22 protein-coding genes and 1 tRNA gene are annotated in these 22,704 nt (G+C 38.9%); 16 read left to right on the forward strand and 7 right to left on the reverse strand.

Annotated features, from left to right (window positions below; genetic code table 11):
• Positions 1-6 precede the first annotated feature (6 nt).
• The 3 genes from ANA7108_RS0123875 to argF all read right to left on the reverse strand — a co-directional run bounded on the left by ANA7108_RS0123875 (position 7) and on the right by argF (position 3,366).
• Positions 7-1,488 carry a DNA phosphorothioation system restriction enzyme gene (locus ANA7108_RS0123875; protein WP_026104415.1) on the reverse strand — a complete coding sequence of 494 codons (1,482 nt, stop codon included), beginning with the start codon at positions 1,486-1,488 and terminating at the stop codon, positions 7-9.
• 194 nt (positions 1,489-1,682) lie between these two features.
• Positions 1,683-2,288 carry a transcriptional repressor LexA gene (gene lexA, locus ANA7108_RS0123880; RefSeq protein ID WP_016953358.1) on the reverse strand — a complete coding sequence of 202 codons (606 nt, stop codon included), beginning with the start codon at positions 2,286-2,288 and terminating at the stop codon, positions 1,683-1,685.
• Between the two features lie 157 nt (positions 2,289-2,445).
• Positions 2,446-3,366 (reverse strand): ornithine carbamoyltransferase, encoded by a 921-nt coding sequence (gene argF, locus ANA7108_RS0123885; RefSeq protein ID WP_016953359.1) that lies wholly within the window; start codon positions 3,364-3,366, stop codon positions 2,446-2,448.
• Positions 3,367-3,666: 300 nt separating this feature from the next.
• Here argF and ANA7108_RS0123890 point away from each other — a divergent pair.
• The 6 genes from ANA7108_RS0123890 to ANA7108_RS0123915 all read left to right on the forward strand — a co-directional run bounded on the left by ANA7108_RS0123890 (position 3,667) and on the right by ANA7108_RS0123915 (position 8,005).
• Positions 3,667-3,738: transfer RNA gene (locus ANA7108_RS0123890), tRNA-Thr, on the forward strand.
• Between the two features lie 627 nt (positions 3,739-4,365).
• Entirely contained in the window at positions 4,366-4,749 is a 384-nt protein-coding gene (locus ANA7108_RS0123895; RefSeq protein ID WP_026104416.1) for a hypothetical protein, read from the forward strand.
• 304 nt (positions 4,750-5,053) lie between these two features.
• Positions 5,054-6,112 (forward strand): DMT family transporter, encoded by a 1,059-nt coding sequence (locus ANA7108_RS0123900; protein WP_016953362.1) that lies wholly within the window; start codon positions 5,054-5,056, stop codon positions 6,110-6,112.
• A 76-nt stretch (positions 6,113-6,188) separates the two neighbouring features.
• A complete protein-coding gene (locus ANA7108_RS0123905; RefSeq protein WP_026104417.1) occupies positions 6,189-7,256 on the forward strand; it encodes an aromatic ring-hydroxylating dioxygenase subunit alpha in 1,068 nt (355 codons plus the stop codon).
• 84 nt (positions 7,257-7,340) lie between these two features.
• Entirely contained in the window at positions 7,341-7,589 is a 249-nt protein-coding gene (locus ANA7108_RS0123910; RefSeq protein ID WP_016953364.1) for a ribbon-helix-helix protein, CopG family, read from the forward strand.
• Entirely contained in the window at positions 7,586-8,005 is a 420-nt protein-coding gene (locus ANA7108_RS0123915) for a type II toxin-antitoxin system VapC family toxin (protein ID WP_016953365.1), read from the forward strand. The genes ANA7108_RS0123910 and ANA7108_RS0123915 overlap by 4 nt, the downstream gene beginning before the upstream one ends.
• A gap of 308 nt (positions 8,006-8,313) precedes the next feature.
• On the opposite strand, the gene ANA7108_RS0123920 is transcribed toward ANA7108_RS0123915, so the two are convergent.
• Complete coding sequence (locus ANA7108_RS0123920; protein WP_016953366.1) at positions 8,314-9,789, reverse strand: alpha-amylase; 1,476 nt, start codon at positions 9,787-9,789, stop codon at positions 8,314-8,316.
• A 241-nt stretch (positions 9,790-10,030) separates the two neighbouring features.
• On the reverse strand, positions 10,031-11,620 hold the full coding sequence (locus ANA7108_RS0123925; protein WP_016953367.1) for a hypothetical protein: 1,590 nt from the start codon (positions 11,618-11,620) through the stop codon (positions 10,031-10,033).
• A gap of 490 nt (positions 11,621-12,110) precedes the next feature.
• On the opposite strand from ANA7108_RS0123925, the gene ANA7108_RS0123930 reads away from it, so the two are divergent.
• From ANA7108_RS0123930 to ANA7108_RS27865, 4 genes are all read left to right on the forward strand, one after another.
• Positions 12,111-12,368 carry a hypothetical protein gene (locus tag ANA7108_RS0123930; protein ID WP_016953368.1) on the forward strand — a complete coding sequence of 86 codons (258 nt, stop codon included), beginning with the start codon at positions 12,111-12,113 and terminating at the stop codon, positions 12,366-12,368.
• Positions 12,368-12,811, forward strand: a complete 444-nt coding sequence (locus tag ANA7108_RS0123935; RefSeq protein WP_016953369.1) for a type II toxin-antitoxin system VapC family toxin — start codon at positions 12,368-12,370, stop codon at positions 12,809-12,811. Before ANA7108_RS0123930 ends, ANA7108_RS0123935 begins: the two co-directional genes overlap by 1 nt.
• Positions 12,812-13,031: 220 nt before the next feature.
• Positions 13,032-13,943 (forward strand): ISAs1 family transposase, encoded by a 912-nt coding sequence (locus tag ANA7108_RS27860; protein WP_237741570.1) that lies wholly within the window; start codon positions 13,032-13,034, stop codon positions 13,941-13,943.
• Positions 13,944-13,987: 44 nt separating this feature from the next.
• Positions 13,988-14,416 (forward strand): DUF4351 domain-containing protein, encoded by a 429-nt coding sequence (locus ANA7108_RS27865; RefSeq protein WP_016953371.1) that lies wholly within the window; start codon positions 13,988-13,990, stop codon positions 14,414-14,416.
• Between the two features lie 78 nt (positions 14,417-14,494).
• Here ANA7108_RS27865 and ANA7108_RS0123950 read toward each other — a convergent pair whose 3' ends face one another.
• Entirely contained in the window at positions 14,495-15,631 is a 1,137-nt protein-coding gene (locus tag ANA7108_RS0123950; RefSeq protein ID WP_026104418.1) for a cob(I)yrinic acid a,c-diamide adenosyltransferase, read from the reverse strand.
• Between the two features lie 424 nt (positions 15,632-16,055).
• On the opposite strand from ANA7108_RS0123950, the gene fraC reads away from it, so the two are divergent.
• The 3 genes from fraC (at position 16,056) to ANA7108_RS0123965 (ending at position 18,599) form a co-directional block, all read left to right on the forward strand.
• Complete coding sequence (gene fraC, locus ANA7108_RS0123955; protein ID WP_026104419.1) at positions 16,056-16,607, forward strand: filament integrity protein FraC; 552 nt, start codon at positions 16,056-16,058, stop codon at positions 16,605-16,607.
• Between the two features lie 52 nt (positions 16,608-16,659).
• Positions 16,660-17,670: a septal junction protein FraD gene (gene fraD, locus ANA7108_RS0123960; RefSeq protein ID WP_016953374.1), complete on the forward strand. Its 1,011-nt coding sequence runs from the start codon at positions 16,660-16,662 to the stop codon at positions 17,668-17,670.
• A 149-nt stretch (positions 17,671-17,819) separates the two neighbouring features.
• Positions 17,820-18,599 (forward strand): ABC transporter permease, encoded by a 780-nt coding sequence (locus tag ANA7108_RS0123965; RefSeq protein ID WP_026104420.1) that lies wholly within the window; start codon positions 17,820-17,822, stop codon positions 18,597-18,599.
• Positions 18,600-18,803: 204 nt separating this feature from the next.
• On the opposite strand, the gene ANA7108_RS0123975 is transcribed toward ANA7108_RS0123965, so the two are convergent.
• Positions 18,804-19,691: a carbohydrate ABC transporter permease gene (locus ANA7108_RS0123975; protein ID WP_016953377.1), complete on the reverse strand. Its 888-nt coding sequence runs from the start codon at positions 19,689-19,691 to the stop codon at positions 18,804-18,806.
• A gap of 49 nt (positions 19,692-19,740) precedes the next feature.
• Here ANA7108_RS0123975 and purN point away from each other — a divergent pair, with 49 nt between their 5' ends.
• The 3 genes from purN (at position 19,741) to rdgB (ending at position 22,574) form a co-directional block, all read left to right on the forward strand.
• Complete coding sequence (gene purN, locus ANA7108_RS0123980) at positions 19,741-20,391, forward strand: phosphoribosylglycinamide formyltransferase (protein WP_016953378.1); 651 nt, start codon at positions 19,741-19,743, stop codon at positions 20,389-20,391.
• Between the two features lie 69 nt (positions 20,392-20,460).
• Complete coding sequence (locus ANA7108_RS0123985) at positions 20,461-21,903, forward strand: phosphoglucomutase/phosphomannomutase family protein (RefSeq protein WP_016953379.1); 1,443 nt, start codon at positions 20,461-20,463, stop codon at positions 21,901-21,903.
• Between the two features lie 92 nt (positions 21,904-21,995).
• Positions 21,996-22,574 carry an RdgB/HAM1 family non-canonical purine NTP pyrophosphatase gene (gene rdgB, locus ANA7108_RS0123990; protein ID WP_016953380.1) on the forward strand — a complete coding sequence of 193 codons (579 nt, stop codon included), beginning with the start codon at positions 21,996-21,998 and terminating at the stop codon, positions 22,572-22,574.
• The last annotated feature ends 130 nt before the right edge of the window (positions 22,575-22,704 follow it).

Consider the following 22,704-nt stretch of genomic DNA (forward strand, 5'->3'; position numbering starts at 1 on the left):
TTATCTTCAAATATCCAACAAACCATATCGCTTTTGTAAAGCCAATAACTTCATCCTAGCTTCCCCAGCGTTATCTGCTAAATCAGCAAATTCCACAAAACGCCGTAATTCCTTCTTTAACAAATTCCTTTCTACTTCGATAGTTTCTCTATCCAAATCTGGAGGTAAAATAATCATATCAAATATAGTTGCCCTATCCTTACCTGGATGAGGACGCAAAACTCGTCCGCGACGTTGGATAAATTGACGGGGATTTCCTGAACTTGATAAAATTACCGCAGTTTGAATAGCGGGAATATCCACACCTTCATCTAAACAACGAATAGCAACTAAACCTTGCAATTCTCCACTTTCAAATTGACAGCGTAAAGTTTCTCTTTCTTCTAAAGAAGTTTGTGCGGTGTAGGTGCTGACTTTATAACCTAATTCTACCCCCAAAATTTTAGAAACAGCTTTGAGTTGACGCAAAGATGAACGTTGTCCGGTTTCTGGAGAACCATCACTACAATAAAATAGAGTATGGCTTGTGTCTTTGCGAGTCTCCATTAATTCCCGTAAAGCTGTTAATTTATTTTCTGCTGTACCAATTAACCTAGCACGTTGTATTAATAAAGATTTGATATCTTCGTTGTCTTCAAAATCGCCAATATCACCATGATCTCGTTCTCGATATAATAATGAGCGGCCGATTTTTTTGGTTAACTTAAGATAGGCAATACTTTCAGCCTCTGTCAATTCTACCAAAACGGGATAATAAAGATAATGTACCAAAGCTCCTTGTGCGATCGCATCCTGTAAACTAAACTCAGGTTGGAGAACAGAACCGAAATAATCAAATAAAGATTCTGTCCCCCCATCATCAAAATACCTTTCTGGAGTCGCAGATAAAGCCAGTCGCAACCCCACATTCCGAGGTAAACTTTCCTCTAACCTAGGTGCGCCCAAATTATGGGCTTCATCACCAATAATTACAGTTTTAGCCGGAAAATATTTAAGTTGCGACTGAAAACCATCACCAATTAAAGTCGAGTTAGTGGTAATTACCGTCACAAAACCTTGAGAACCAGAACGCAGATTATAAATTTGCGTTGATAGTTGACCTTGCCAAGTACGTAAATTCTCGAAAGCCAAAATCGGCTCCAAGTTAAATTTCTCACATTCTCTAGCCCATTGGCTGACAAGATGACGATAGGGACAAACCACCAACAAGACTTGTAACCCAATCTGCTGATACAATTCACAAGCAATAGCCAGTGCAGTAATAGTCTTACCACTACCAGTAGCCATTTTTAAAGTTCCCCTACCATTATTAGCAAACCAGCTAGTAATAGCTTCACGCTGATATCCCCGCAATTGCAGAGATAAAGGCATTTTTGGACATCCCGGTAATGGCTGCTTAACGTGATAACTGCCCTTTTTCTCGCCCACATAAGGTAACTTGAGAGAGAAAGAAGGCAATTTCTGCACTGGTGTTTGCGTTATATACATAAATTGGTGATTGGTGATTGGTGATTGGTGATTGGTTAGGACTTATACAAAAACTCTCCCAAAATTTTATTTCGACCTGTTCTCTGCGTCCTCTGTGGTTGGTTATTCCGTGAATCGTGCATAAGTCCTATTGGTGATTGGTAATTGGAAAAACTCTTACCCATTACCCATTACCTATCACCCATTACCATTTTTCAGTTATAATCCCGCCAAACACCAATTAAAGAACCTTGTACCTGTACTTGCATTGCTGGTACTTCAATGGGATTGTACTTAGGATTTGCCGGTTTGAGAGTCACCAGATCATCATGACGATAAAAACGTTTTAATGTTGTACCATGTCCTTCAACTCTAGCTGCCACAATAGTTCCATTTTTTAACTGATTGGGTTCTGCTACCGGACGCAAAAATACCACATCACCATCAGCAATCAAATCTTCAATCATGCTATCACCAGCAACCCGCAAAGCATAACTATGGGCAGGTAATGATAAATTAGCCAAGTCTAAATGTTCTACAGCATCCGTAAAAGGTTCAATTAATCCCCCAGCAGCAATAGTTCCTAAAATCGGCACACCTAGCTTAACAGAACGCAAAACCCGAATCGTTCGCGCCTTACCTTCTTTCCATTCAATATATCCCTTATTGCGTAAATGCTCCAAACGGCTTTGAATCGGTGCTGGTGACTTCAGGTTCATTCCTTGCATCATTTGACGAATAGAAGGCGAATGCTGATTCATTCGGATATATTCTGTCAACCATTCGTATAATTCTTGTTGAGCTTCTGTTAGCCTTTCCATAATTTTTTCGGGAAGTAATTACAAATGTCTCTAGAACATTAGTACTACAAAAATCTTCCCTTAACAAGATTCAATTGAAGATTAATGGTAATTGGTAATAAATAATTTGGAATTGTTATTTCTCTTACTCATTACCTATTACCCATTACTTAGAAAGCTACTTAGCCCCTAAAATACTAGCCAGTAAAGCCTTTTGAGCGTGTAATCTGTTTTCTGCCTGATCCCAAACCTTTGATTGAGAACCCTCGATTACTTCCTCAGTAATTTCTTCACCACGATGGGCTGGTAAACAGTGTAAAACAATTGCCGCTGGATCTGCAAGACTTAATAAGTTTTCAGAAATTTGATAAGGTTGAAAAATTGGCAATCTATTATCAGCTTCTGCCTCTTGTCCCATACTTGCCCAAACATCAGTGTAAAGTACAGATGCACCTTTAGCAGCTGCTTCTGGATCATGAGTGAGAACAACTTCAGTTTTATTATTAGCTATTGTCCTCGCTTTTTCCACAATTTCTGCATCTGGTGCATATCCCGACGGAAAAGCCACCCGCACATTCATTCCCACCAATGCACAACCCAACATCAGAGAATTAGCGACATTATTCCCATCACCCACATAAGTCAAAGTTAAACCAGCCAAAGTCCCAAAACATTCTTGAATTGTCAATAAATCAGCTAAAACCTGACAAGGATGTTCTAAATCTGTCAAGGCATTAATCACAGGAATTTTGGCATAATCAGCAAAAGTCTCCAACTCCTGCTGGGCAAAAGTGCGAATTGCTAAAATATCCAGATAACGATCCAACACTCTGGCTGTATCCTGTACAGGTTCTCCACGACTCACCTGAGTCACATTGGGGTTAAGATCGATTACCTGTCCACCCAGTTGGTACATCGCCACTGTAAAGCTTACTCTCGTGCGAGTTGAAGCTTTAGAGAATAACAAACCCAACACTTTATTACATTGCAACTTTAGCTGTTGCGACTTAAGCAGAGTTGCCAATTCTAGAAGTTCTTGCAGTTCAGTAGAACTCAGATCCGCCAGACCTAATAAATCTCGTCCGATCAATGCTGCCATGCTGATGATGTTTAAATAATAATGATCTGTGTCTGTGCCTTTACTCAGCCGCCTCAAAAGGAATACAGTCTTAAAACTGTACCAAATATTGTTACTTTGAGCTACAGAACTAAAGTCAGCTTTTGTAATACATAATCAGTTTTTAACTAAACAGCATATTTTTGCTTTTGATACAAGTAGCCAGGGACTAAAAATAAGCTATGGATGAGAGAGAAAATTTCTTCTGCTTAACACTAGACAAATTTCATATTTATGATATGATTATAAATCAGTGAGTGCTTAAAGCTTACTTCCCAAATCGCCAGCATAGCACAGTGGTAGTGCATCCGACTTGTAATCGGAAGGTCGCGAGTTCAAATCCCGCTGCTGGCTTAATTTAGATTAGCAAATTAAGGTTGATTCTTGAAGCAAGTACGTGTTTATTCGCGCACAGAATCGCCGAAGTCTTGATTATTGATGATTTTTCAAAAAAGTTTTGAGTTAAGTTAATTAATACGCTCAATTAACTTGCTTAAAAATATTTCATCAAAACCCTATTTAAAATTAATATCATGTCCGCCTAATCACTTATCAAAAAAAATCTCCGCGTAAGAGCGTCTCCGTGTCTTGAGCGTCAGTCTAAATGATAAGTATATCTCTGACGAGACGCTACGCGAACAACTGGACATGATAAGTAGGTGAACGGAAAAAAACCGTAGACGCGCAGCGGCTTCTCGAAGAGTACTATGTAACGAAAAGTAAAATCTCCCAAAACCTCTTCTCTGTTCCCTGTTAAGAGTTCCCTGTTCCCTTGTCATAACGACAATTTTTAACGCCAACCTACTTATCATTTTAATGAGGTTAATAGGGTAAGGTTTGTTTACCTACCCTTAAATATCATCTAATTTAGTGAATGCTAACTTGCTTTTAACAGGCATCATTAGTGGTTTCAAAAATTCACTTGATATTTGATAGTGAATGGAATAACCTAGATAGTCAGTTATCTTTTTTGGGAAGTTTATGAACAAAAAGCTCATACTGAATTTACTAGCCAGTTCCTCAATTTTTACATCGTTGATGTCTACACTGGGTATCATTAATCCTGCCCATGCTAGTGTTAATCTGACCCAGCGATTAATCCACACTAATGACGGTCGTACTTGTATTACCAATCCTCACGGTCTCAAAGACTTTGTATGTATTCGAGATTCCGAGAGAGATCCAAAGGCTGTTCCTGTACCCAAATCTACGTTAGTCTCATCGAAACCATCTGATAACACAATTGCTGAACTTAATTTTACAGATGAAGAAAGCGAGGCCGCAATTAGAATATTTAAGTGCGATTGTCCCTATTGCATCAATTCTTTACGACAATTACGCGGTATGGGCAACTTGGTTTACTAAGCTTTACGAGTATTAGCCATCATAATTTTGACTCGACTTTTTATTTCCCTTGAGTTTGTAGAAGTTGATTACCAGAAAATTAGCATTTTTGTAACCAAATACCCATTAAATCTTTTAACTATTCTATAGTTAGATTAACTAAAAATTGCGATCGCTAATCACAACAGATCAAAACTATTACTTTGTATAAAGTAAAACTTGGTTTTGAAGGTTTTTAAATTTTAATTCCTTCTCCACATAATTTCAGTTTTGTCTCACCTAAAGTATTTACAATTAAAAGTATTTTCTTTACAGTGGTGTTATTGTGACCAGACAGAGAAAAAGACATCTTTCCATCCCCAAAATTCCAGGTCAAATCTATCTCTGGCTGGCAATTCTGATTTTTGGAGCCTCTAGTGCAGTTACCCGCAAACTAACGCAAATCGGCGCTCAACACTTCATCGATGGTCGAAATCCAATTTCTCTGTGTAATGTTTTATTCGTAGGTAATCTCTGCGCTTTAATAGTTCTGTTACTAATTTATGGACGACAGTGCAATAAAGCGACTTTGCAGCAACTGTCAAAAAAAGATTGGTACTTACTAACAACGGTAGCTATTTTATCTGGAGCCATTATTCCCGGCTTAGTTTTTCAGGCATTAGCAATAACAAGAGTCAACAATATCATTTTGATTGGCCGCTTGGAACCACCGTTAACTATGGCTTTATCAGTGTGGTTACTGCGGGAACGGGTGAATCGTTGGGACGTTATGGGAGCCTTGGCTGCATTTGTTGGTGTCACCCTCACTATTCTCCTTCAACCACCAGGAGCAGCGATGATGAATATGGGAGGTGTAGGAGTTGGTATTGGCGAACTATTAGTAACATTCGCTGCCTTGATTTCTGTAGTTTCCACAATTATTGTCAAAGGATGGCTTGCCCATATCCCCCTAGGAATCTTCAGTATCTTTCGTACGGCTCTAGGAACTGTAGTATTTTTCTTCCTGGCTTTAATTCTCTATGGCCGCGACCACTTTAAAGATGTATTATCACCTTTTCTGTGGCAGTGGATGCTTGTTTATGGTGGCGTAATTGTCGTCCTAGGTCAATCATTTTGGCTTAAAGGCTTGAGAGCTTCTACAGTCTCAGAGGCTTCCTTAGCCGGCTCTTTTACCCCCATTGTCGGTATTCTAGCAGCTTACTTGGTACTGGGAGAAGCCCCTACCGTAGCTCAATATATCGGTGGTAGCTTGGTTTTGGTTGGTATATTCTTGAGCCAGATTGGGATCAGACTTCAGAGCAATCGCAAAAATACATCTAAAAAAGTAAATTCTCTTCCAGCAGAACAAGAAGTAGAAACTGGAATGGGATTTAAGGGCATATAGAACTTATCTGCAAAGAAAACTTGTTGTCTACCGCTATTGTCGGATATATTGCCTTTAGTTATACGTTAGTTATATTGTGATAGATAACAACAACCTTTTATTACGTAATCTTTGGTACTACGCACTACCTAGTTGTCTGCTCAAACCAGGTAAAATGGTTGCCCGGATTTTCTTAGGAGAACCAGTGCTACTGATGAGAAGCCAAGATGGTAAAGTTTCTGCTGTGCGCGATATTTGTCCTCATCGGGCTGTACCCTTGAGTTGTGGTCGATTCGATGGGCAAGAAGTAGAATGCTGTTATCACGGTTGGCGTTTTGACCCGGCTGGACATTGTGTCACAATTCCATCTTTATTGCCTGAGCAATACACAGATTTAAGTCGCTTCAATGTGCAATCATATCCTATCCATGAAACTCAAGGCAATATTTGGATATATATGTCCGATGGGGATAAATCTCAACCCCATGCTTCAGAAATGGAAGTTCCCATAGTTCCAGGTTTTGCTGCTGAACAACAACCCCAACTAGTTGAGGTAATGAGGTTTCCTTGCTTTATTGATCATGCGGTAACAGGTTTAATGGACCCTGCTCATTCTCCCTATGTACATCGGGTATGGTGGTGGAGAAGCGGAGAACTACATGAAGAAGTCAAACAATTTGATCCTTCACCTTACGGGTTTACAGTCCGACGACATAAGTTGTCAGAGAATATGGAGAATATGAGCCGATTATATTGGTTAGTAGGTGGTGGTATTCCGGAAGTAGAAATTTCTTTTCGTTTACCTGGTGTGAGAATAGAAGAGATTACCTTTGGTAAACATCGACTTTGTAATTTGACCGCAGTTACACCAATTTCTGAGACAGAAACTGAAGTGAATTTTGTTCTTTATGGAATGCCTTCTTGGTTAACTGTATTCAAACCTTTAATTCATGTACTAGCACGGAAATTCCTGGGACAAGACCAAACAATTGTAGCAAAGCAGCAAATTGGACTTAAATATGATCCAGTGCTGCGATTAATTAAAGATTCAGATATGCAAGCCCAATGGTATTACCAGTTAAAACGGGAGTTTGCTCGCGCAACATCTGAAAAACGGGAATTTGTCAATCCTGTTAAGAGTGTTTTACTGCGATGGTTTGCTTGAAGAACTAGTTAATTGTACAATTAGTTAACAACAGGCTGAATAGGTTTATTGTTATTGTCAAATCAAGACACTATAACATCCGACATGAAAGAAGAACGTATTACCATCTGTATTGATGAACAGGAACACTCTCTTTTAAGCAGTCTCTCCCTCCGGGAGAATAAGACTGAATCGGAGATAGTGCGAGAAGCACTGAGAATGTATTTTCAATCTGTAGGTTCTCAAATGTCCTGTTACGATTTGGCTAAGGATTTAGGAATCATTGGTGTTGCTGGAGATATGCCATCTGACTTAAGTACCAACACAGATTATTTAGAGGAGTTTGGCAAATGAGCGGCATTCTCATTGATACAGGTCCCATTGTTGCCATTCTTTCTTCAGCCGATAACCATCATAAAATCTGTGTTGAAACGCTTAAAAAACTCTCCCCACCTCTTCTTACTACATGGCCTGTGATAACCGAATCTCAGTATCTTCTGCGGAAGAATAAAAAAGCTCTCCAAGGATTATTTCATGCATTCTCTGGAGGATTATTTGCGCTAGAAGAGTTACCTTCTGAATCACTACCTTGGCTAGAAAATTTTCTTACAAAATACGACGATATAAATTCTCAGATTGCTGATGCCAGTCTTATGTATGTAGCAGAGCAAAAAAACATTGACACTATTTTTACTCTAGACAGAAGAGACTTTTTTATTTACCGTTTCAGTAATAAAGAAGCGCCAAAAATCATTCCTACAATGCTGTAAATTGAATTTTGGTGATGGATCACCCAGAAAAACTGGGTGAAAACAATTAAATTATTTCTTAGTGCTGAAGATGGTAGTGAACATCATCAACATCCCACCTACCAAAATAGCGATCGCTAATCCCCCAGTCACCAAATCCAAAGTATTGCTATTATCCATAATTGCTCCTATTAGTTAAGTTAACTGCCAATTGTCAACAACCTAAGTAATAGTACCCTATTCACAAATTAAAACGAACCTCCAAATGAGGAGATTCGCTAATGCTTTCAATCAAATAGGATCAAAAACCTATTTGAGTTTTAAATTCATCAATCTTGAATCCACACCGAAACTGAGCCACCTTGACAAGGGAACTCAGCCCAACCCTCTTCACCCGTATAAACAGGTTCTTTAATCTGTTCAGTCAGATCGTAAAATTTGGCGTTAGGTTTACCAACTTCCATCCATTTACTACCACCAGATCCATTACTCATAACTACAGCCAGCCCTTTGGGGTGTTCTGTATCTCCTAGTCTTGTCCAGCCAATTACATTTTGGTCATCAAAATAGTCATATTGTGGACCATAAGCAAGATTCTGACGAGCATAGAGAAATTTGTCAATTAACCAACGATGAGAAGGCATAAAAATCTTGTAATCGTTGCCATCTCTGCCCTTGTCTTCATATTCTGCACCATAATAGTCAGCATAGAATACGCAAGGATAACCTTCGCCACGGAGAAGAATCAAAGCATAAGCCAAAGGTTTAAACCAAGGTTCAACAGTTGATTCTAAAGCTTGCAATGGTTGGGAGTCGTGGTTTTCCACAAAAGTGACAGCTTGAGTGGGTCGTTCCTGCATTAATGTCCCATCAAGAATGCACCGCATATCATAGTCACCACCTGATTTACTAGCACGGTGGAAATTGAAGTGGAGAGGAACATCAATTAAGGACATTTTGTTCTCAACAGTATCGAGATACCAGTGCAATGAGGTGATATCGTCCTCCCAATATTCACCCACTGCAAATAAATCTTTGCCCACATATTCCTTGAGTTGATCTAACCATTGAGGAAAGAACCAAGCGGAAATATGTTTAACTGCATCTATACGGAAACCATCAATTCCCGTAGTGTCAAGATACCATTCACCCCAACGAGTTATTTCTTCTCTGACTTCCTGGGATTGAAAGTCCACATCACATCCCATCAAAAAGGCAAAATTACCTTTTTCTAAAGCGACATAATCATCAAATTTTTTACCATCAAATAAATAGATAGTATTTTGCTCTTGGGAATAATCATCATAATCTACAGCATCAAAGTGCCACCAATGCCACTGGAAGTCGGAATGTTTGCCTTGACGACCGGGAAATGTGTAATGGGTATAAGCATTGATATCGTGTGGCTCACCTTTGGGATTAAGCCGATTATTATGGGAGAATGGTGTGGCTTTAGCGACTTCGCTCTCATCTCCTCCCAGTCTGTGATTGAGTACAGTATCTGCGTAGACTTGTAAACCCTGTTTTTGAAGTGCTTGAATAGCATCTAAATACTGTTGGCGATCGCCATATTTAGTGCGAATTGTGCCTTTTTGATCAAATTCGCCCAAGTCGTACATATCATATACGCCATATCCCACATCATAACCACCTGCTATTCCTTTATAGGCTGGTGGTAGCCACAAAGCCGTAAAACCTGCATCAGCTAATTCTTGAGCTTTGTTTTTTACATCATTCCACAGGATTAAATCGGGATCGATATACCAGTGAAAATACTGCATCATTGTGCTGTTGATTTGGGGCATTTAGCTGATTTCCTAAAATAGTTGACAAAATAATGGCGAAATATGAAAAGCTCATCCATGAATTTTTTGGATAGCCAGAGCTTTTTAATTACTCCAATAGTTACTTGGTATTTTACGGGAAATCACTGTTTTTTTGAGAAAATTTTAGAATTTTATATAACCAGCAAATCACCTTACGTAATGTAGAGATGTTTCATGGAAGGTCTCTACAAGAGTTCCTATCTGTTGATCGGATACAATATTATTCGCGTTTTTGTCTTGTTTGCCAAGAAACATAGAAAAACAAAATAGCCAATAAAATATAGCCTACAGCCCAATTACCACCAGTTCCCCAACCTAAATTAACAACTGTATCGGCAATTGTCCATTGATAACTGTGCATCAAACCTACCCAAGATAAAACCGCACCGCCTAAAGACCAATAAGCCGCTTTTTTAAAATCTCTTTCAATGATGAAAACGGTAATAGCTGCTAAAATCATCGCTGAAAAAATAAAACCTTGTTCTAAAGCAAATGCCCCATCAATAAAGGTGTCACTTAATTTAAATTGCTCAATTAATGCCGGGGTAAATGGCTTTTCTGGTGTGCCTAAACCCGCCGCCCGCAAGGCATTTTTAGCGATTAATGCCCCCCATCCCGCAATACCTGGTAACAAGCCTACAACTACCGCCGGCGCGTGGTAAGAGGGTGTAGCGGTGAAACTTTGAGCGACGATGACAATACCTATCCACAGGACAATGGCCATACCTGCGTCAATGGGGACAAAATAGGCAAATAGGGCGATCGCACCACTTAAACACAAAACGCCCATAATTATACCATTGGCGATAGAATAGCCCACTCTTGCCCCTAATGCTTTCCATCCGGGATGTCCGATATAGATAGTTGTGGGGAAACAAGAACCAAACACCGCAGCCACAATAGTACCAATCCCGTTAGCAGCTAAAGACGGTACGGCTGGGTAAGTATCTCCCGCAGCTTCGGCACTTTCTAAGTTTTGAATACTACCAACTAGGTTAAATAATCCCATTGGTAAAATAATACTTAGGTATTCTACTAAAACCGTGCGACTTTCCCACAGTTGTCCTATGTATATACTAGGAAAATAAAAACCCAGAGGTGCAACAGCTTCCGTAAATTTAACATTATCCCAAGTAACTAAACCTGTTCCCCAAGCTAGGGCAATTCCCAATAATACGGATAATAAACCCCCAGGAATGGGAAAGCGGACTTTACCAAAGTAGGTGACAAGTATTACACCCAAAGGAACTAAACCGACAATGGGATGGGCAAAGGTACGGAATAAAAAACCAATAGCAATGAAGGTAATAGCAATACCGCTGAGAGTGGAAAGCATAGCTGCACGTGGGGCAATGCGACGTAAGGGGTTGACGATAAAAGCACCTAAAAGTTCAATTAAACCCGAACCTAAACAGGCCACTATACCGGCTTGCCATGCTAATTCTGAGGCTTGTTCTGGGGGTATTCCTGTGGTGAGTGCTGTTAGCCGCACAGGTAACATAACTAAGAAAATATAGGCAAATAGACTGATGGTATTGATACCATAGGGAAGGGCGGTTATATCATCACGTTGTTCTTTTGTGCCTTGTGTTTTTGCTAACCAACCGTAATAAAAATTACCGATAATTAGACTTAAAGCAATTCCTGGTAAGATGCGTCCGTAAACTAGGGAAGGTGAAAAACCTAGTACGGTTTGGCATAAACTGACAATTAATAATATTTGAATTAGGTTATCTAGTACGAGGCCAAATAAGCCATCTATATCTCTGCGAACAAACCAACTGGGGGTTTTCGGGGTTGGGGTTTCCATTTTCCTAGATTTTGATTGTTCTCGGTTTCAGGATATCAGGAAATGGTTAGTAGTAGTTTTCAACTCTAGAAATTTTGCAATAAGTCTAATTGTTTACAGTACATATAGTAGGTAAAACAATGGAATTAGAGTTTTTGCTAGTTTATTTATCGGTGAAGTATGTATGATGACATTCGTCAGGGTTTGTGTTCAGTACAAGGGAGTTTATACATACATTAATAAATAATAATTAATCTACAGAGTAGATTATTAATTCTTATAGCTAACGCTCAAATAATCGAGAATGATAGTTTTATAGATTCCAGAAGTGATACCGGATTTATCAGGGGACGCTTTGCGACTTAGCTAACTGTATTCCTTGCGGGACAGCAGGAAATGTATCGCAGTTTTGGCAATTAATTTTATAACTTCTCTCTGCTAAATCTACCTACTTACAGCAAATACTATATTAATAATGTAAAATAAATACTATTAATTTCTAACCAGAATCATGACCACTATTAAAGAAAAACTCCTAGCCGCAATTGAAGCTGTTCCTGAATCAATACTAGAAGAAACCCTGGACTATCTCGAATACCTCAAAACCAGAAAAATTAAACCAGTAGATATTTCTCACAAAGACGAAGAACCAATATTACGCGGTTCTAAAGCTAAAGATTTGCTACAATTTGCCTGTACTTGGCAAGGTAATGATTTTGAAGAATGTCTTCAACTTGTTTATGACACTCGTTCTCAGGCTGAATTTTAATGTATCTCCTAGACACTAATCATTGTAGTCGGATTATCTTTGGTGAACCTCATCTTATTCAAGAACTACAATTTCATGGCGACAAAGGTGTTACTACTAGCGTTATTGTCCGTGGAGAACTGCTTTATATGGCAGTCAAATCTGAACAAAGAGATGCAAATTTGCAAAGGATTCAATCTTTTCTAAATACGATAGACCTTTATCCTATTAATTTATCAATCTCAAATATTTACGGTGATCTTAAAGGTAAACTTGTTAATACATTTGGACCTAAAGAAAAAAGTGAACGGCGGAAATTTAACATTCAAACTCTCGGCTTTGGGGATAATGATCTTTGGATAGCGGCTACTGCAATTCACTACAGTCTTACTGTAGTCTCAACAGACAATGATTTCCAACGTATCCAGCAAGTCTATAATTTTGCTTTAGAATCTTGGGTTTAAATTAATAGTTTATGTAGGTTTAGTTGAGGTGATCGACACTGAGGCATAAGTTTTACCAATATACTAAGAACGGTTTAAAGCTTTGGTTTTAAAATCACCAAGAGTATTGATATACAAAGACTTTTGCCTTGGCAAAAGTCTATTAGTTACCCGTTTTCAGTATAATCTGTATTTTTGAGGGATATCCAGTCCAGATACATTTAGAAGAGTATTTGAGAAAATAAACCCCAAAGAATTTGAGCAATGTTTTCGGAACTGGGTGCAATCATTAGTGGAGAAATTGGGTGTAGAAGTAGTTGCTATAGATGGTAAAACTCATCGAGGGTCATATGACCGAGAATCGAAACTAAAAGCCTTGCATACAGTGAGTGCATGGGCTTGTGAAAATAGGTTGATTCTAGGGCAAACAAAGGTCAGTTGTAAATCAAATGAAATCACCGCCATTCCAGCACTGTTGGAGACTCTGGACTTATCTGGCTGTATTATCACTATTGATGCAATGGGTACGCAAAAATCAATTGCCGAACAAATTATAGCTGAAAATGCTGATTATATTTTCAGCCTAAAAGATAATCATCCTACACTACATCAACAAGTAAAAAATTGGTTTGAAACAGCACAATCACTAGACTTTAAAGGTGTTGATGTCAGTATTAGTCAACGTGTAGAAAAAGGACATCATCGCATCGAAAATCGCACAGTTTATACTGTTCCAATTTTAGAATTACCAGCTCTTTATGAACAAAACCAATGGGCAGGATTGACAACAGTAGTCATGGTAGTTCGTAAGATTCAGCATTGGAATAAAACTACCCATGAGGTGCAATTTTATATCACTAGTCTCAAGAGTGATGCTAACAAAATTGGTAGTGCAATTCGACAACATTGGGGGATTGAAAACTCCGTTCATTGGACATTAGATGTCACTTTCCATGAAGATGAATCTCGAATCCGTTCTATGCACAGTCCACAAAACTTTGCTTTATTACGTCGCATTGCCCTCAATGCCTTAGACCGAGAACCTACTTTTCGTCGTAGTATTCGACAAAAGTCAAGGCGAGCTGCGATGAATGATCAATACATGGTTTCTGTGTTAGCAGCATCCATAGCAAACTATTCTCCTCTGCTCTAATTCCTCTGTCAATAGGGTTTGAGATGCGCTAACCCTGATTATTTTTGGATAATCTGCCATTATTACCATTAGCGCCATTAACTCGGACAAATTCACCCCAAGGTTTATTATCCCAAATTGCCAATAATGTTGCTAAAATTGCAGATAGGGAGACTAAACAGGATATTGCAGCTTACACAGAGATTTTAGCAGGTTTGCGGTTTGAAAAAGATTTTATTCGTCAATTGTTAAGTGAGGATCTTATGCAAGAATCAGTAATTTATCAGGACATTTTGCAGAAGGGAGAACAAAAAGGAGAAGTTAAATTTTGTCTACGTTTACTTAATCAAAGGTTTGGAAAACTTGATTCCGAAATAGTAGAAAGAGTTAAATTCCTACCTGTGGAACAGCTAGAAAATTTAGGTGCGGCGTTGTTTAATATTTCTGAAGTTGCTGATTTAGTAACTTGGTTAAATCAAGAAGAACATCGCTAATAGTGATTTTTGGGTTGGGTTTTCTCAACCCAAATAAAAACTAGATCCCCGACTTCATAAGTCCGGGATCTTATCCATTTAAAAATCTACCCCCCGTTTCAATTCCACACCTTGATTAGCATAGTGTTTATGACAATAAACCTCAGAATGAATACTAGCTAAATCAAAATATGCAGGTTGATTTTGACAACGACCGGTAATGATAACTTCTGTGTCGCGGGGTTTACGCAATAAAGCTTGCACAATGGGATCAACAGGAAGTAATTCTAAATCAACAGTAGGATTGAGTTCATCGAGAATGATGGTTTTATAAATTCCAGATGCGATCGCAGTTTTGGCAATTTCCCAACCTCTTTCTGCTTCCACATAGTCTAATTCTTGGCGAGAATTACGCCATACAATCGCATCTCTACCACAGCGTAAATGATCCACCACTTCTGGATAAGACTGCTGTAAAGCCGCTATGGCTGCATCTTCAGTATAACCACTACCACCCTTCAACCACTGCATAATTAATACACGAGTAGAACCGGGATGATTAATTCCTCTCCCAATCGCTTGTAAAGCCTTACCCAAAGCACTTGTAGATTTACCCTTACCCGCACCTGTATAAATTTCAATTCCCTCAATAAACAGTGCTGCTGCTGTCGGGTGGTGGTGAGGTTTCATTTCCGAGTGTAAATCCGCAATATCGAGTAACTGTTGCGGTGTCGCTCGTCCGGTAGCAATAATTTCCAATTCCTGGGGTTTAGATTTTAGAGTTTTTACTACCTCATCGACAGGAAGCAAACCCAAATCTAAAACCGGGTTAATTTCATCTAAAACCACAACCGAGTATAACCCTGATGCGATCGCACCTTTAGCCACATCCCAACCCCGCAAAGCCTCCTCTCGGTCAAAAGGGGTAATCTCATCATGTCCAAAAAACTCGGCTCTCCCCGTGCGAACCTGATCAATCAAATGGGGAAAACCACGCTGTAAAGCTGCGATCGCTCCATCCTCATCATAATCACGTTCTGGTCCTTTGAGAAACCGCAGCAGTAGAACGCGATTAGAATCACTCGGTGTATTTATTCCCAAACCAATCGAGCGCAAAACCACCCCTAAAGCCGCTTGGGACTTACCTTTGCCAATACCATCATAGACGTGAATTTGGCCAATGAGCCGTTCAGAACGCACTTGCGCTGTGCGAATACCAATGCCATTTCTTGTCATTTCTGGAAAAGCTGTAACGTCACCGTCTCCCATTTTACCTAAACTAGCAACGCTTTGCGTAATAAAAATTAATAATTAAAAATTTAAAAAGCTGATGAGGAATGCTTTTCAGAAACTTTATAGCTGGTTCTCCCGTAAGCATGGGGTTGCTTTATTTACAATAAAATCACTAGGATGTAAGTAAAAATTTTGCCTGTTCCCTATTCTCTTCTTTGATGAGATAATTGCCTCCATCATCCGTACCATCTCAGTTATACTCTACCTTTACCCCTGACTCTTGACAAATGATACCTTTTAGATTTAGGTTGCTCATTTAACCCTGATGGGTAAGAAAAATCTTTAATTTAAAATCTCAAGTGTTAGTTCTCATCCTTTAGTGGGTGGGTTAAATCCAAAAACCAAAATCCAAAATTTATTTAACTTTATGTCTGAAGAATTATCACTTCCCAGAATTTTACCCATTGGGGCAATTGTGTTTGAAACTTTGTTCTTACTAGTTGCTATTCCCATAGAAGGTTATATTCTCCATCTCTGGCTAAAATTTGACAAAAAAACCAGCATTTTTTATGCCATTGCCATGAATGTTTTTTCTAGTGTCATTGGCTGGACTATATTTTTTATAGCCGAGCCAATATTACCGATAAACATCAAGTCAGAATTAATTAGCTATGTGTTTTTTAATAACTTCAAAAATCTCGCAACTCAAAGCTATCTTGTCATCTTTGGCTTTATTATATTCTTTACTACTTTTTTAATTAAGTTTTTTTTATTAAAAACATTAATTGTGTCTTTGGGAGAATTTACTAAAAGCGAAGACAATACACTACTTTCTCAACGCCAAAGATTAAAATTAACCAACAAAGCAAAATTACGAAACACCAATTTAATTACTACTACTTTAATAGCCAATTCCCTTAGCTACGGTGCTATTACTATTATTTTATTAATTCGTACCTACTCTGGAGGATTGAAGTAATTTAAACTCCACAAAAACATCCTTAAACATTCAAAAAAATAGAGGTAAAAATATGAATGCATCATTGTTTAAAGAAATAATCATTCTCTTTAATTTTGTTCAAGGTTTATTCTTAGGAATTCAAAAGCTTTTAATGCCTCCCAAGGCTTTCTCTTGGCAAACACTAATTTACTTAAGTGTTTTTTCTTTGGTAATGTCATATTTCTCTCTAGGTTATGTAAAAGATGTAATTGCATTTTCAGGTTGGGTCTTCTTAATAGCTGGTACAGCTTGGTATACCACCGACGACCCTTTAAGAGTTCCCGGAACTTTTATGCCAGTGGGAGCATTGGTAACTGCTTTTTTAGTGAGTGTCTTCGCTTTTAGTCGTGATGTGAATTTAGTTACACCTAAAACTATAGTTTTTTGGCCAACAATTGCGGCAATCATTACCGCAATCCCAGAATTTTTTGTAGGAACAGGTACAAACACAAAAGCTACTCTTCCTAAACAGCAAGACCGCCAAAAAATTATCATTTTAATTGCTTGGTCAATGCTAATTAGTTGCTGGATTCAGTTTTACTTCGTCATAGATAAATGGTTAAAAGAATATCCCAGTTTACTAGTAGATGATTTTCAACGTAGCACCTTTGTAATTAAACTAGAGCCAAAAGCCAAAATACCACAAAATGGGGCTATGATTTTGAATAAAGTTCAGCCTCTAATAGAAGAACAAATAGTGACGCGACCTTGGTCAGAAGTAGAAAGATGGTTATTAGAAGCCAACCAGCAAGTGGGAAACTTGGGTAATAGAATGATCGATAAAAATCTAGCACAATATGCAGAGAGGAAATTATGGCGGGTTGAACCCCGTGTAGTCAATGTTAACTCTGGATATAGATTAGATATCCTGAGTATTTGGACTGGTCCTAGTGCAAATAAACGCGGTTTTTATCTCCAAAAATCTTGTCGCATCCAACCAATTGCAGCCATCAAACAACCAGAAAATAAAAATGCAGTTGCAGGAATTGATTGCGATCGCACTAGTAGATTTTTCCTTGGTTCACCACCACCACAGCAGTAGGGAAATGGGGAGACACGGGGACACGGGGACGCGGAGATGGGGAGACACGGAGACGCGGGGACGCGGGGACGCGGAGAAAATGAAGAATAACTTAATTACCAATTACCAATCACCAATCACCAATCACCAATCACCAATCACCAATCACCATGAACATAACTAGAACCTTTGTAATGTCAAAAAATGTGTTTCAGGAAGTGATCCGCGATCGCATCCTGTACATTATTGGTTTTTATGCACTCATACTCGCTGTTGCTAATCGGGCAATTTTTGAATTTGCAGCCACAAGCCAGGATAAAATATTTTTAGACTTTGGTTTAGCAACAATGAACGTAATCGGTTTAATTGTTGTTGTTTTTATAGGTACAGGACTAGTTAATAAAGAAATTGAAAAGCGGACTATTTTAATGTTAATTGCCAAACCCATAAGTCGTAGTGAATTTATTGCTAGTAAATACTTAGGTTTATCCGCAGTTCTAGCTGTAATAGTCTTTTCTATGACAGTTATTTACCTGGGATTTTTGCAATTTGGCAAAATGTCTTATCCAATTTTTAGCATCCTAATTGCATCATTTTTCTTGTTTTTGCAGTTATCTTTAATTACAGCAGTAGCTATCACATTAGGAGTTTTTACCAGTTCTATCATAGCCACAGCTTTAACATTTGCTGTCTATTTAATGGGGAATATTACTCAAGATTTAGTCGCTCTTGGTCGTTTGAGTCAAAACCCAGGTGTAGAAAGCTTCACACAAGGTTTATATCTTATACTCCCAGATTTATCTCGCTTAGATTTGAAAAATGATGCTGTTTATGGATTCCAAGCAATACCTGACACAATGACATTAATTGGTAATGCAGGCTATGGCTTAATGTACAGTTTCATGCTATTAGCAATTGCCATCTTAATCTTCTTACGACGAGAGTTTTAAATAATTCGTAATTCGTAATTCGTAATTCGTAATTGGTGATTGGTGATTGGTGATTGGTGATTGGTGATTGGTGATTGGTGATTGGTAATTGGTAATTAAGTTATTCTTCATTTTCTCCGCGTCCCCGCGTCCTCTTCTTCCCCATCTCCGTGTCCCCGCGTCCCCGTGTCAGCCCCAATCATAACTCTTTCGGCGAAGACAATATTACTCATCTCTCCAAGTTCTTAACTGCAAATAAACTAGTAACAAAGTAACAATTAACAACACCGTGGCTACAGCTGCGGCATAACCAAAATCAAATTGACCAAAAGCTTCTTGGTAAGTGTAATAAACCAGCAAATTGGTAGAATTTAAAGGACCACCACCTGTAATCACATAAACAGGCTCAAAACTTCGCAATGTAAAAATAGCAGTCGTAACAGTGGCAAAGATTAAAGTCGGTCGTAGTCCAGGTAAAGTAATATGCCAAAATTGTTGCCAACCATTAGCTCCATCTAATTCTGCTGCTTCATAACGACTAAGAGGAATTGCTTGCAACCCAGCCAAAAAAACCACCATATTGAAACCTATTTGTTTCCAAATACTAAATAAAATGATGACTGGCATTGCCCAAAAAGTATCTGCTAACCAAGATATTTCTGGAATAGAAAATATCTTTAAAAGCTCATTTACTGGTCCGGTATTTTGAAACAACCAGCGAAATCCCAAACCAGCAGCTACAAGAGAGGTAATTGAAGGCAGAAAATAAGCACTTCGCAAAATTAAAAGCCAAGCGAATGAGCGATTTAATAACACTGCTATTCCCAAGGGAATTACCAAACTGGGAACAAGGCTACCAAAAGTAAAATAAACTGTGTTAAAAATAACTTGCCAAAAGTCAGAGTTTAGTAACAAACGCCAATAATTTTTGAAGCCAACCCAATGAATGCCATTAGAAGTGAAAATACCCGCAGTAAAACTGAGATAAAACAAATAGGCAATTGGCCAAATTATAAACACTCCTAACAAAATCAGTGCGGGTGTTAGAAAAATCCAAGCCGCGACTGTATCATTATCCAGTAGTTGCAAACGGGAAGAACGGGATGTTTTCATGGCAATATTGGTGATTAAATGTATATCTATGTAATTTTATCGACATTTTATGATTCAAGATTCCCTAATTAATGCTACTAGTCTAATTTCTCCCGATATTTCTAGTGAAAAATTACCACTAGCCACTCCCTTGAAACTGGGGATTATGGCTTCTGGAAATGGCAGCAATTTTGAGGTAGTTGCCCAAGCTATCGAGGCAGGAAAACTAAACGCCGAAATTCCAGTTTTAATTTACAATAATCCCGACGCTAAGGCAGCAACACGAGCTGCAAATCGAGGTGTAAAAGCTGTACTTTTAAATCATCGGGACTACAAAAACCGCAAAGAATTGGACAGGAAAATTGTGCAGACATTGCGGCAGTATGATGTAGATTTGGTAATTATGGCAGGCTGGATGCGTCTGGTGACACAAGTATTAATTGATGCGTTTCCTAACAAAATTATCAATATTCATCCCAGCCTCTTACCTAGTTTTAAGGGTGTTCGGGCTGTAGAACAAGCTTTAGAAGCTAGGGTGAAAATTACTGGTTGTACGGTGCATTTCCTGTCTTTAGAAATGGACAGTGGTCCAATTTTGATGCAAGCCGCAGTACCTGTACTCTCAGATGATACAGCAGAAACACTTCACGCTAGAATTCAAGTTCAGGAACATCGAATTTTACCATTAGGGATTGCCCTAGCCGCTCAAACTCATTTGTAATTATCATCCTAATTACGTAATACATTGTATAAATGCTAAAATCCTCAGTTAGAAATTCAGGATATATCCATGCCAGTTTTAACTAATCCAATCAAGTTTGGTACAGATGGCTGGCGAGGCGTGATTGGCGAAGAATTTACCTTTGAACGCCTAGCCTTAGTAGCAACTGTTGCCGCCAAAGTGTTACATAACACGTATTTTTCTACGGTTGGTAGTCGTACAATCATTGTCGGTTACGATCGCCGTTTTATGGCTGAAGAATTTGCCCGTGTGGTTGTTGATTCTGTTACCGCTGCTGGCTTTGATGTACTATTTAGCGAAACTTTTGCCCCAACTCCAGCATTTAGTTGGGCTGCTAAAGAACTCAATGCTTTAGGGGCGCTAGTGATTACAGCCAGTCATAATCCTGGTGCATATTTAGGACTAAAAGTTAAAAGTGCTTTTGGCGGTTCCGTACCACCTGAAGTTACCCAGGAAATAGAAGGGCTGTTAACGGTGGAAGTTCCACTTGCAGCTAACCCAGGGAAGGAAGAGAAGTTTGATCCCTGGCCAAGTTATTGTCGAGCATTAGAAGGTAAAGTTGATATTGACAAAATTAGGCAAGCAATAAAATCTGACAAATTAACATTATTTGTGGATGTCATGCACGGCGCTGCTGCTGGGGGACTAGCAAGACTATTAGGTGAACAAGTAAAAGAAATCAACAGCAATCGTGATCCCCTATTTGAAGGTGGTGCGCCAGAACCTTTACCTAAATACCTTTCTCGGTTATTGTCAGTAATTAAAAATCATGGGGAAAGCCATAAATCAGGTTTAACTGTGGGTTTGGTATTTGATGGAGATTGCGATCGCATTGCCGCAGTAGACAAAGACGCTAATTTCCTCAGTTCCCAAATATTAATCCCCATATTAATTGACCACCTCACCCGCAGGCGTAACTTTACCGGCGAAATCGTCAAAACAGTTAGCGGTTCTGACTTAATTCCTCTTGTCGCTGCATCACTAAACTTGTCTGTATTTGAAACCGCAGTTGGTTATAAATACATTGCTGACAGAATGTTAGCTTCAGAGGTATTACTAGGTGGTGAAGAGTCTGGTGGCATAGGCTACGGTAGCCACATTCCTGAAAGAGATGCTCTACTATCAGCATTGTATGTGTTAGAAGCAGTTGTAGAATCAGGTTTGGATCTAGGTGAATATTATCGCCTCTTACAACAACAAACTAATTTCAGTTCAACCTATGATCGCATAGATTTACCTTTAGCAAATATGGACGTGCGAGGACGGTTATTGCAACAATTGCAAAGCCAACCTTTAACAGAAATTGCTGGTAAAGCAGTAATTGATTGCAAAACAATTGACGGTTATAAATTCCGTCTCGCTGATCAAAGTTGGTTAATGATTCGCTTTAGTGGCACTGAACCTGTTTTACGTCTTTATTGCGAAGCACCCACATTAGAACAAGTTCATCAAACCCTCGCTTGGGCAAAAACTTGGGCTGAATCTAATTAGAAGAGATGGGGAGCAGGGGAGAATAACTTTCTATCTATTCCCTATTTCCTTCTTACTGTCACCTGTCACCTGTCACCTGTCACCTAATCCTAATGACTAAATTACTCGTAGTAGCTACAGGAAACCCCGGTAAGTTAAAAGAAATGCAAGCTTATTTAGCTGATTCAGGTTGGGAATTAACTCTCAAACCTGAAGATTTGGACGTTGAAGAAACAGGGGACACTTTTGCAGCAAATGCTTGTCTCAAAGCCTCTGAGGTGGCCATAGCTACGGGAAATTGGGCGATCGCAGATGATTCTGGTTTAAAGGTAGATGCCCTCAATGGTTCACCGGGTGTATACTCTGCTCGTTATGGCAAAACTGACGCAGAACGCATTGCTAGGTTATTACGAGAATTAGGAAATACAGAAAATCGTCAAGCCCAATTTGTCTGTGCAGTAGCGGTGGCAAATCCTGGGGGAGAAATAGTTTTGCAATCTGAGGGTATTTGTCGTGGTGAAATTCTTTATTCAACCCGTGGTGAGGGTGGTTTTGGTTATGATCCTATTTTTTATGTCCCAGAAAAGCAATTGACTTTTGCCGAAATGTCACCAGAATTGAAAAAGTCAATTAGTCATCGTGGTAATGCTTTGAAGGCTTTAGTTCCGCAGTTGGTTAAGGTGTTGGGGTAAGAGTTTTTTTGGGGTTATTCGTTTTCTATGGAGGATAATTTTAACGAACCGCGAAGGCGCGAAGGGCGCGAAGGAAAGTACACGAAGGAAGAAGAGAAAAGGTGCTGCAAAAAGCAGTTTATTGGCAGTA

It is taken from the genome of Anabaena sp. PCC 7108 (assembly GCF_000332135.1).
Taxonomy (GTDB): domain Bacteria; phylum Cyanobacteriota; class Cyanobacteriia; order Cyanobacteriales; family Nostocaceae; genus Anabaena.

What these genes read in the sequence shown, in the direction of transcription:
- ANA7108_RS0123875 (WP_026104415.1), bottom strand. Translation starts at nt 1,488, where the DNA reads ATGTATATAACGCAAACACCAGTGCAGAAATTGCCTTCTTTCTCTCTC.
- lexA (WP_016953358.1), bottom strand. Translation starts at nt 2,288, where the DNA reads ATGGAAAGGCTAACAGAAGCTCAACAAGAATTATACGAATGGTTGACA.
- argF (WP_016953359.1), bottom strand. Translation starts at nt 3,366, where the DNA reads ATGGCAGCATTGATCGGACGAGATTTATTAGGTCTGGCGGATCTGAGT.
- ANA7108_RS0123895 (WP_026104416.1), top strand. Translation starts at nt 4,366, where the DNA reads ATGAACAAAAAGCTCATACTGAATTTACTAGCCAGTTCCTCAATTTTT.
- ANA7108_RS0123910 (WP_016953364.1), top strand. Translation starts at nt 7,341, where the DNA reads ATGAAAGAAGAACGTATTACCATCTGTATTGATGAACAGGAACACTCT.
- ANA7108_RS0123915 (WP_016953365.1), top strand. Translation starts at nt 7,586, where the DNA reads ATGAGCGGCATTCTCATTGATACAGGTCCCATTGTTGCCATTCTTTCT.
- ANA7108_RS0123920 (WP_016953366.1), bottom strand. Translation starts at nt 9,789, where the DNA reads ATGCCCCAAATCAACAGCACAATGATGCAGTATTTTCACTGGTATATC.
- ANA7108_RS0123925 (WP_016953367.1), bottom strand. Translation starts at nt 11,620, where the DNA reads ATGGAAACCCCAACCCCGAAAACCCCCAGTTGGTTTGTTCGCAGAGAT.
- ANA7108_RS0123930 (WP_016953368.1), top strand. Translation starts at nt 12,111, where the DNA reads ATGACCACTATTAAAGAAAAACTCCTAGCCGCAATTGAAGCTGTTCCT.
- ANA7108_RS0123935 (WP_016953369.1), top strand. Translation starts at nt 12,368, where the DNA reads ATGTATCTCCTAGACACTAATCATTGTAGTCGGATTATCTTTGGTGAA.
- ANA7108_RS0123950 (WP_026104418.1), bottom strand. Translation starts at nt 15,631, where the DNA reads ATGACAAGAAATGGCATTGGTATTCGCACAGCGCAAGTGCGTTCTGAA.
- fraC (WP_026104419.1), top strand. Translation starts at nt 16,056, where the DNA reads ATGTCTGAAGAATTATCACTTCCCAGAATTTTACCCATTGGGGCAATT.
- fraD (WP_016953374.1), top strand. Translation starts at nt 16,660, where the DNA reads ATGAATGCATCATTGTTTAAAGAAATAATCATTCTCTTTAATTTTGTT.
- ANA7108_RS0123965 (WP_026104420.1), top strand. Translation starts at nt 17,820, where the DNA reads ATGAACATAACTAGAACCTTTGTAATGTCAAAAAATGTGTTTCAGGAA.
- ANA7108_RS0123975 (WP_016953377.1), bottom strand. Translation starts at nt 19,691, where the DNA reads ATGAAAACATCCCGTTCTTCCCGTTTGCAACTACTGGATAATGATACA.
- purN (WP_016953378.1), top strand. Translation starts at nt 19,741, where the DNA reads ATGATTCAAGATTCCCTAATTAATGCTACTAGTCTAATTTCTCCCGAT.
- ANA7108_RS0123985 (WP_016953379.1), top strand. Translation starts at nt 20,461, where the DNA reads ATGCCAGTTTTAACTAATCCAATCAAGTTTGGTACAGATGGCTGGCGA.
- rdgB (WP_016953380.1), top strand. Translation starts at nt 21,996, where the DNA reads ATGACTAAATTACTCGTAGTAGCTACAGGAAACCCCGGTAAGTTAAAA.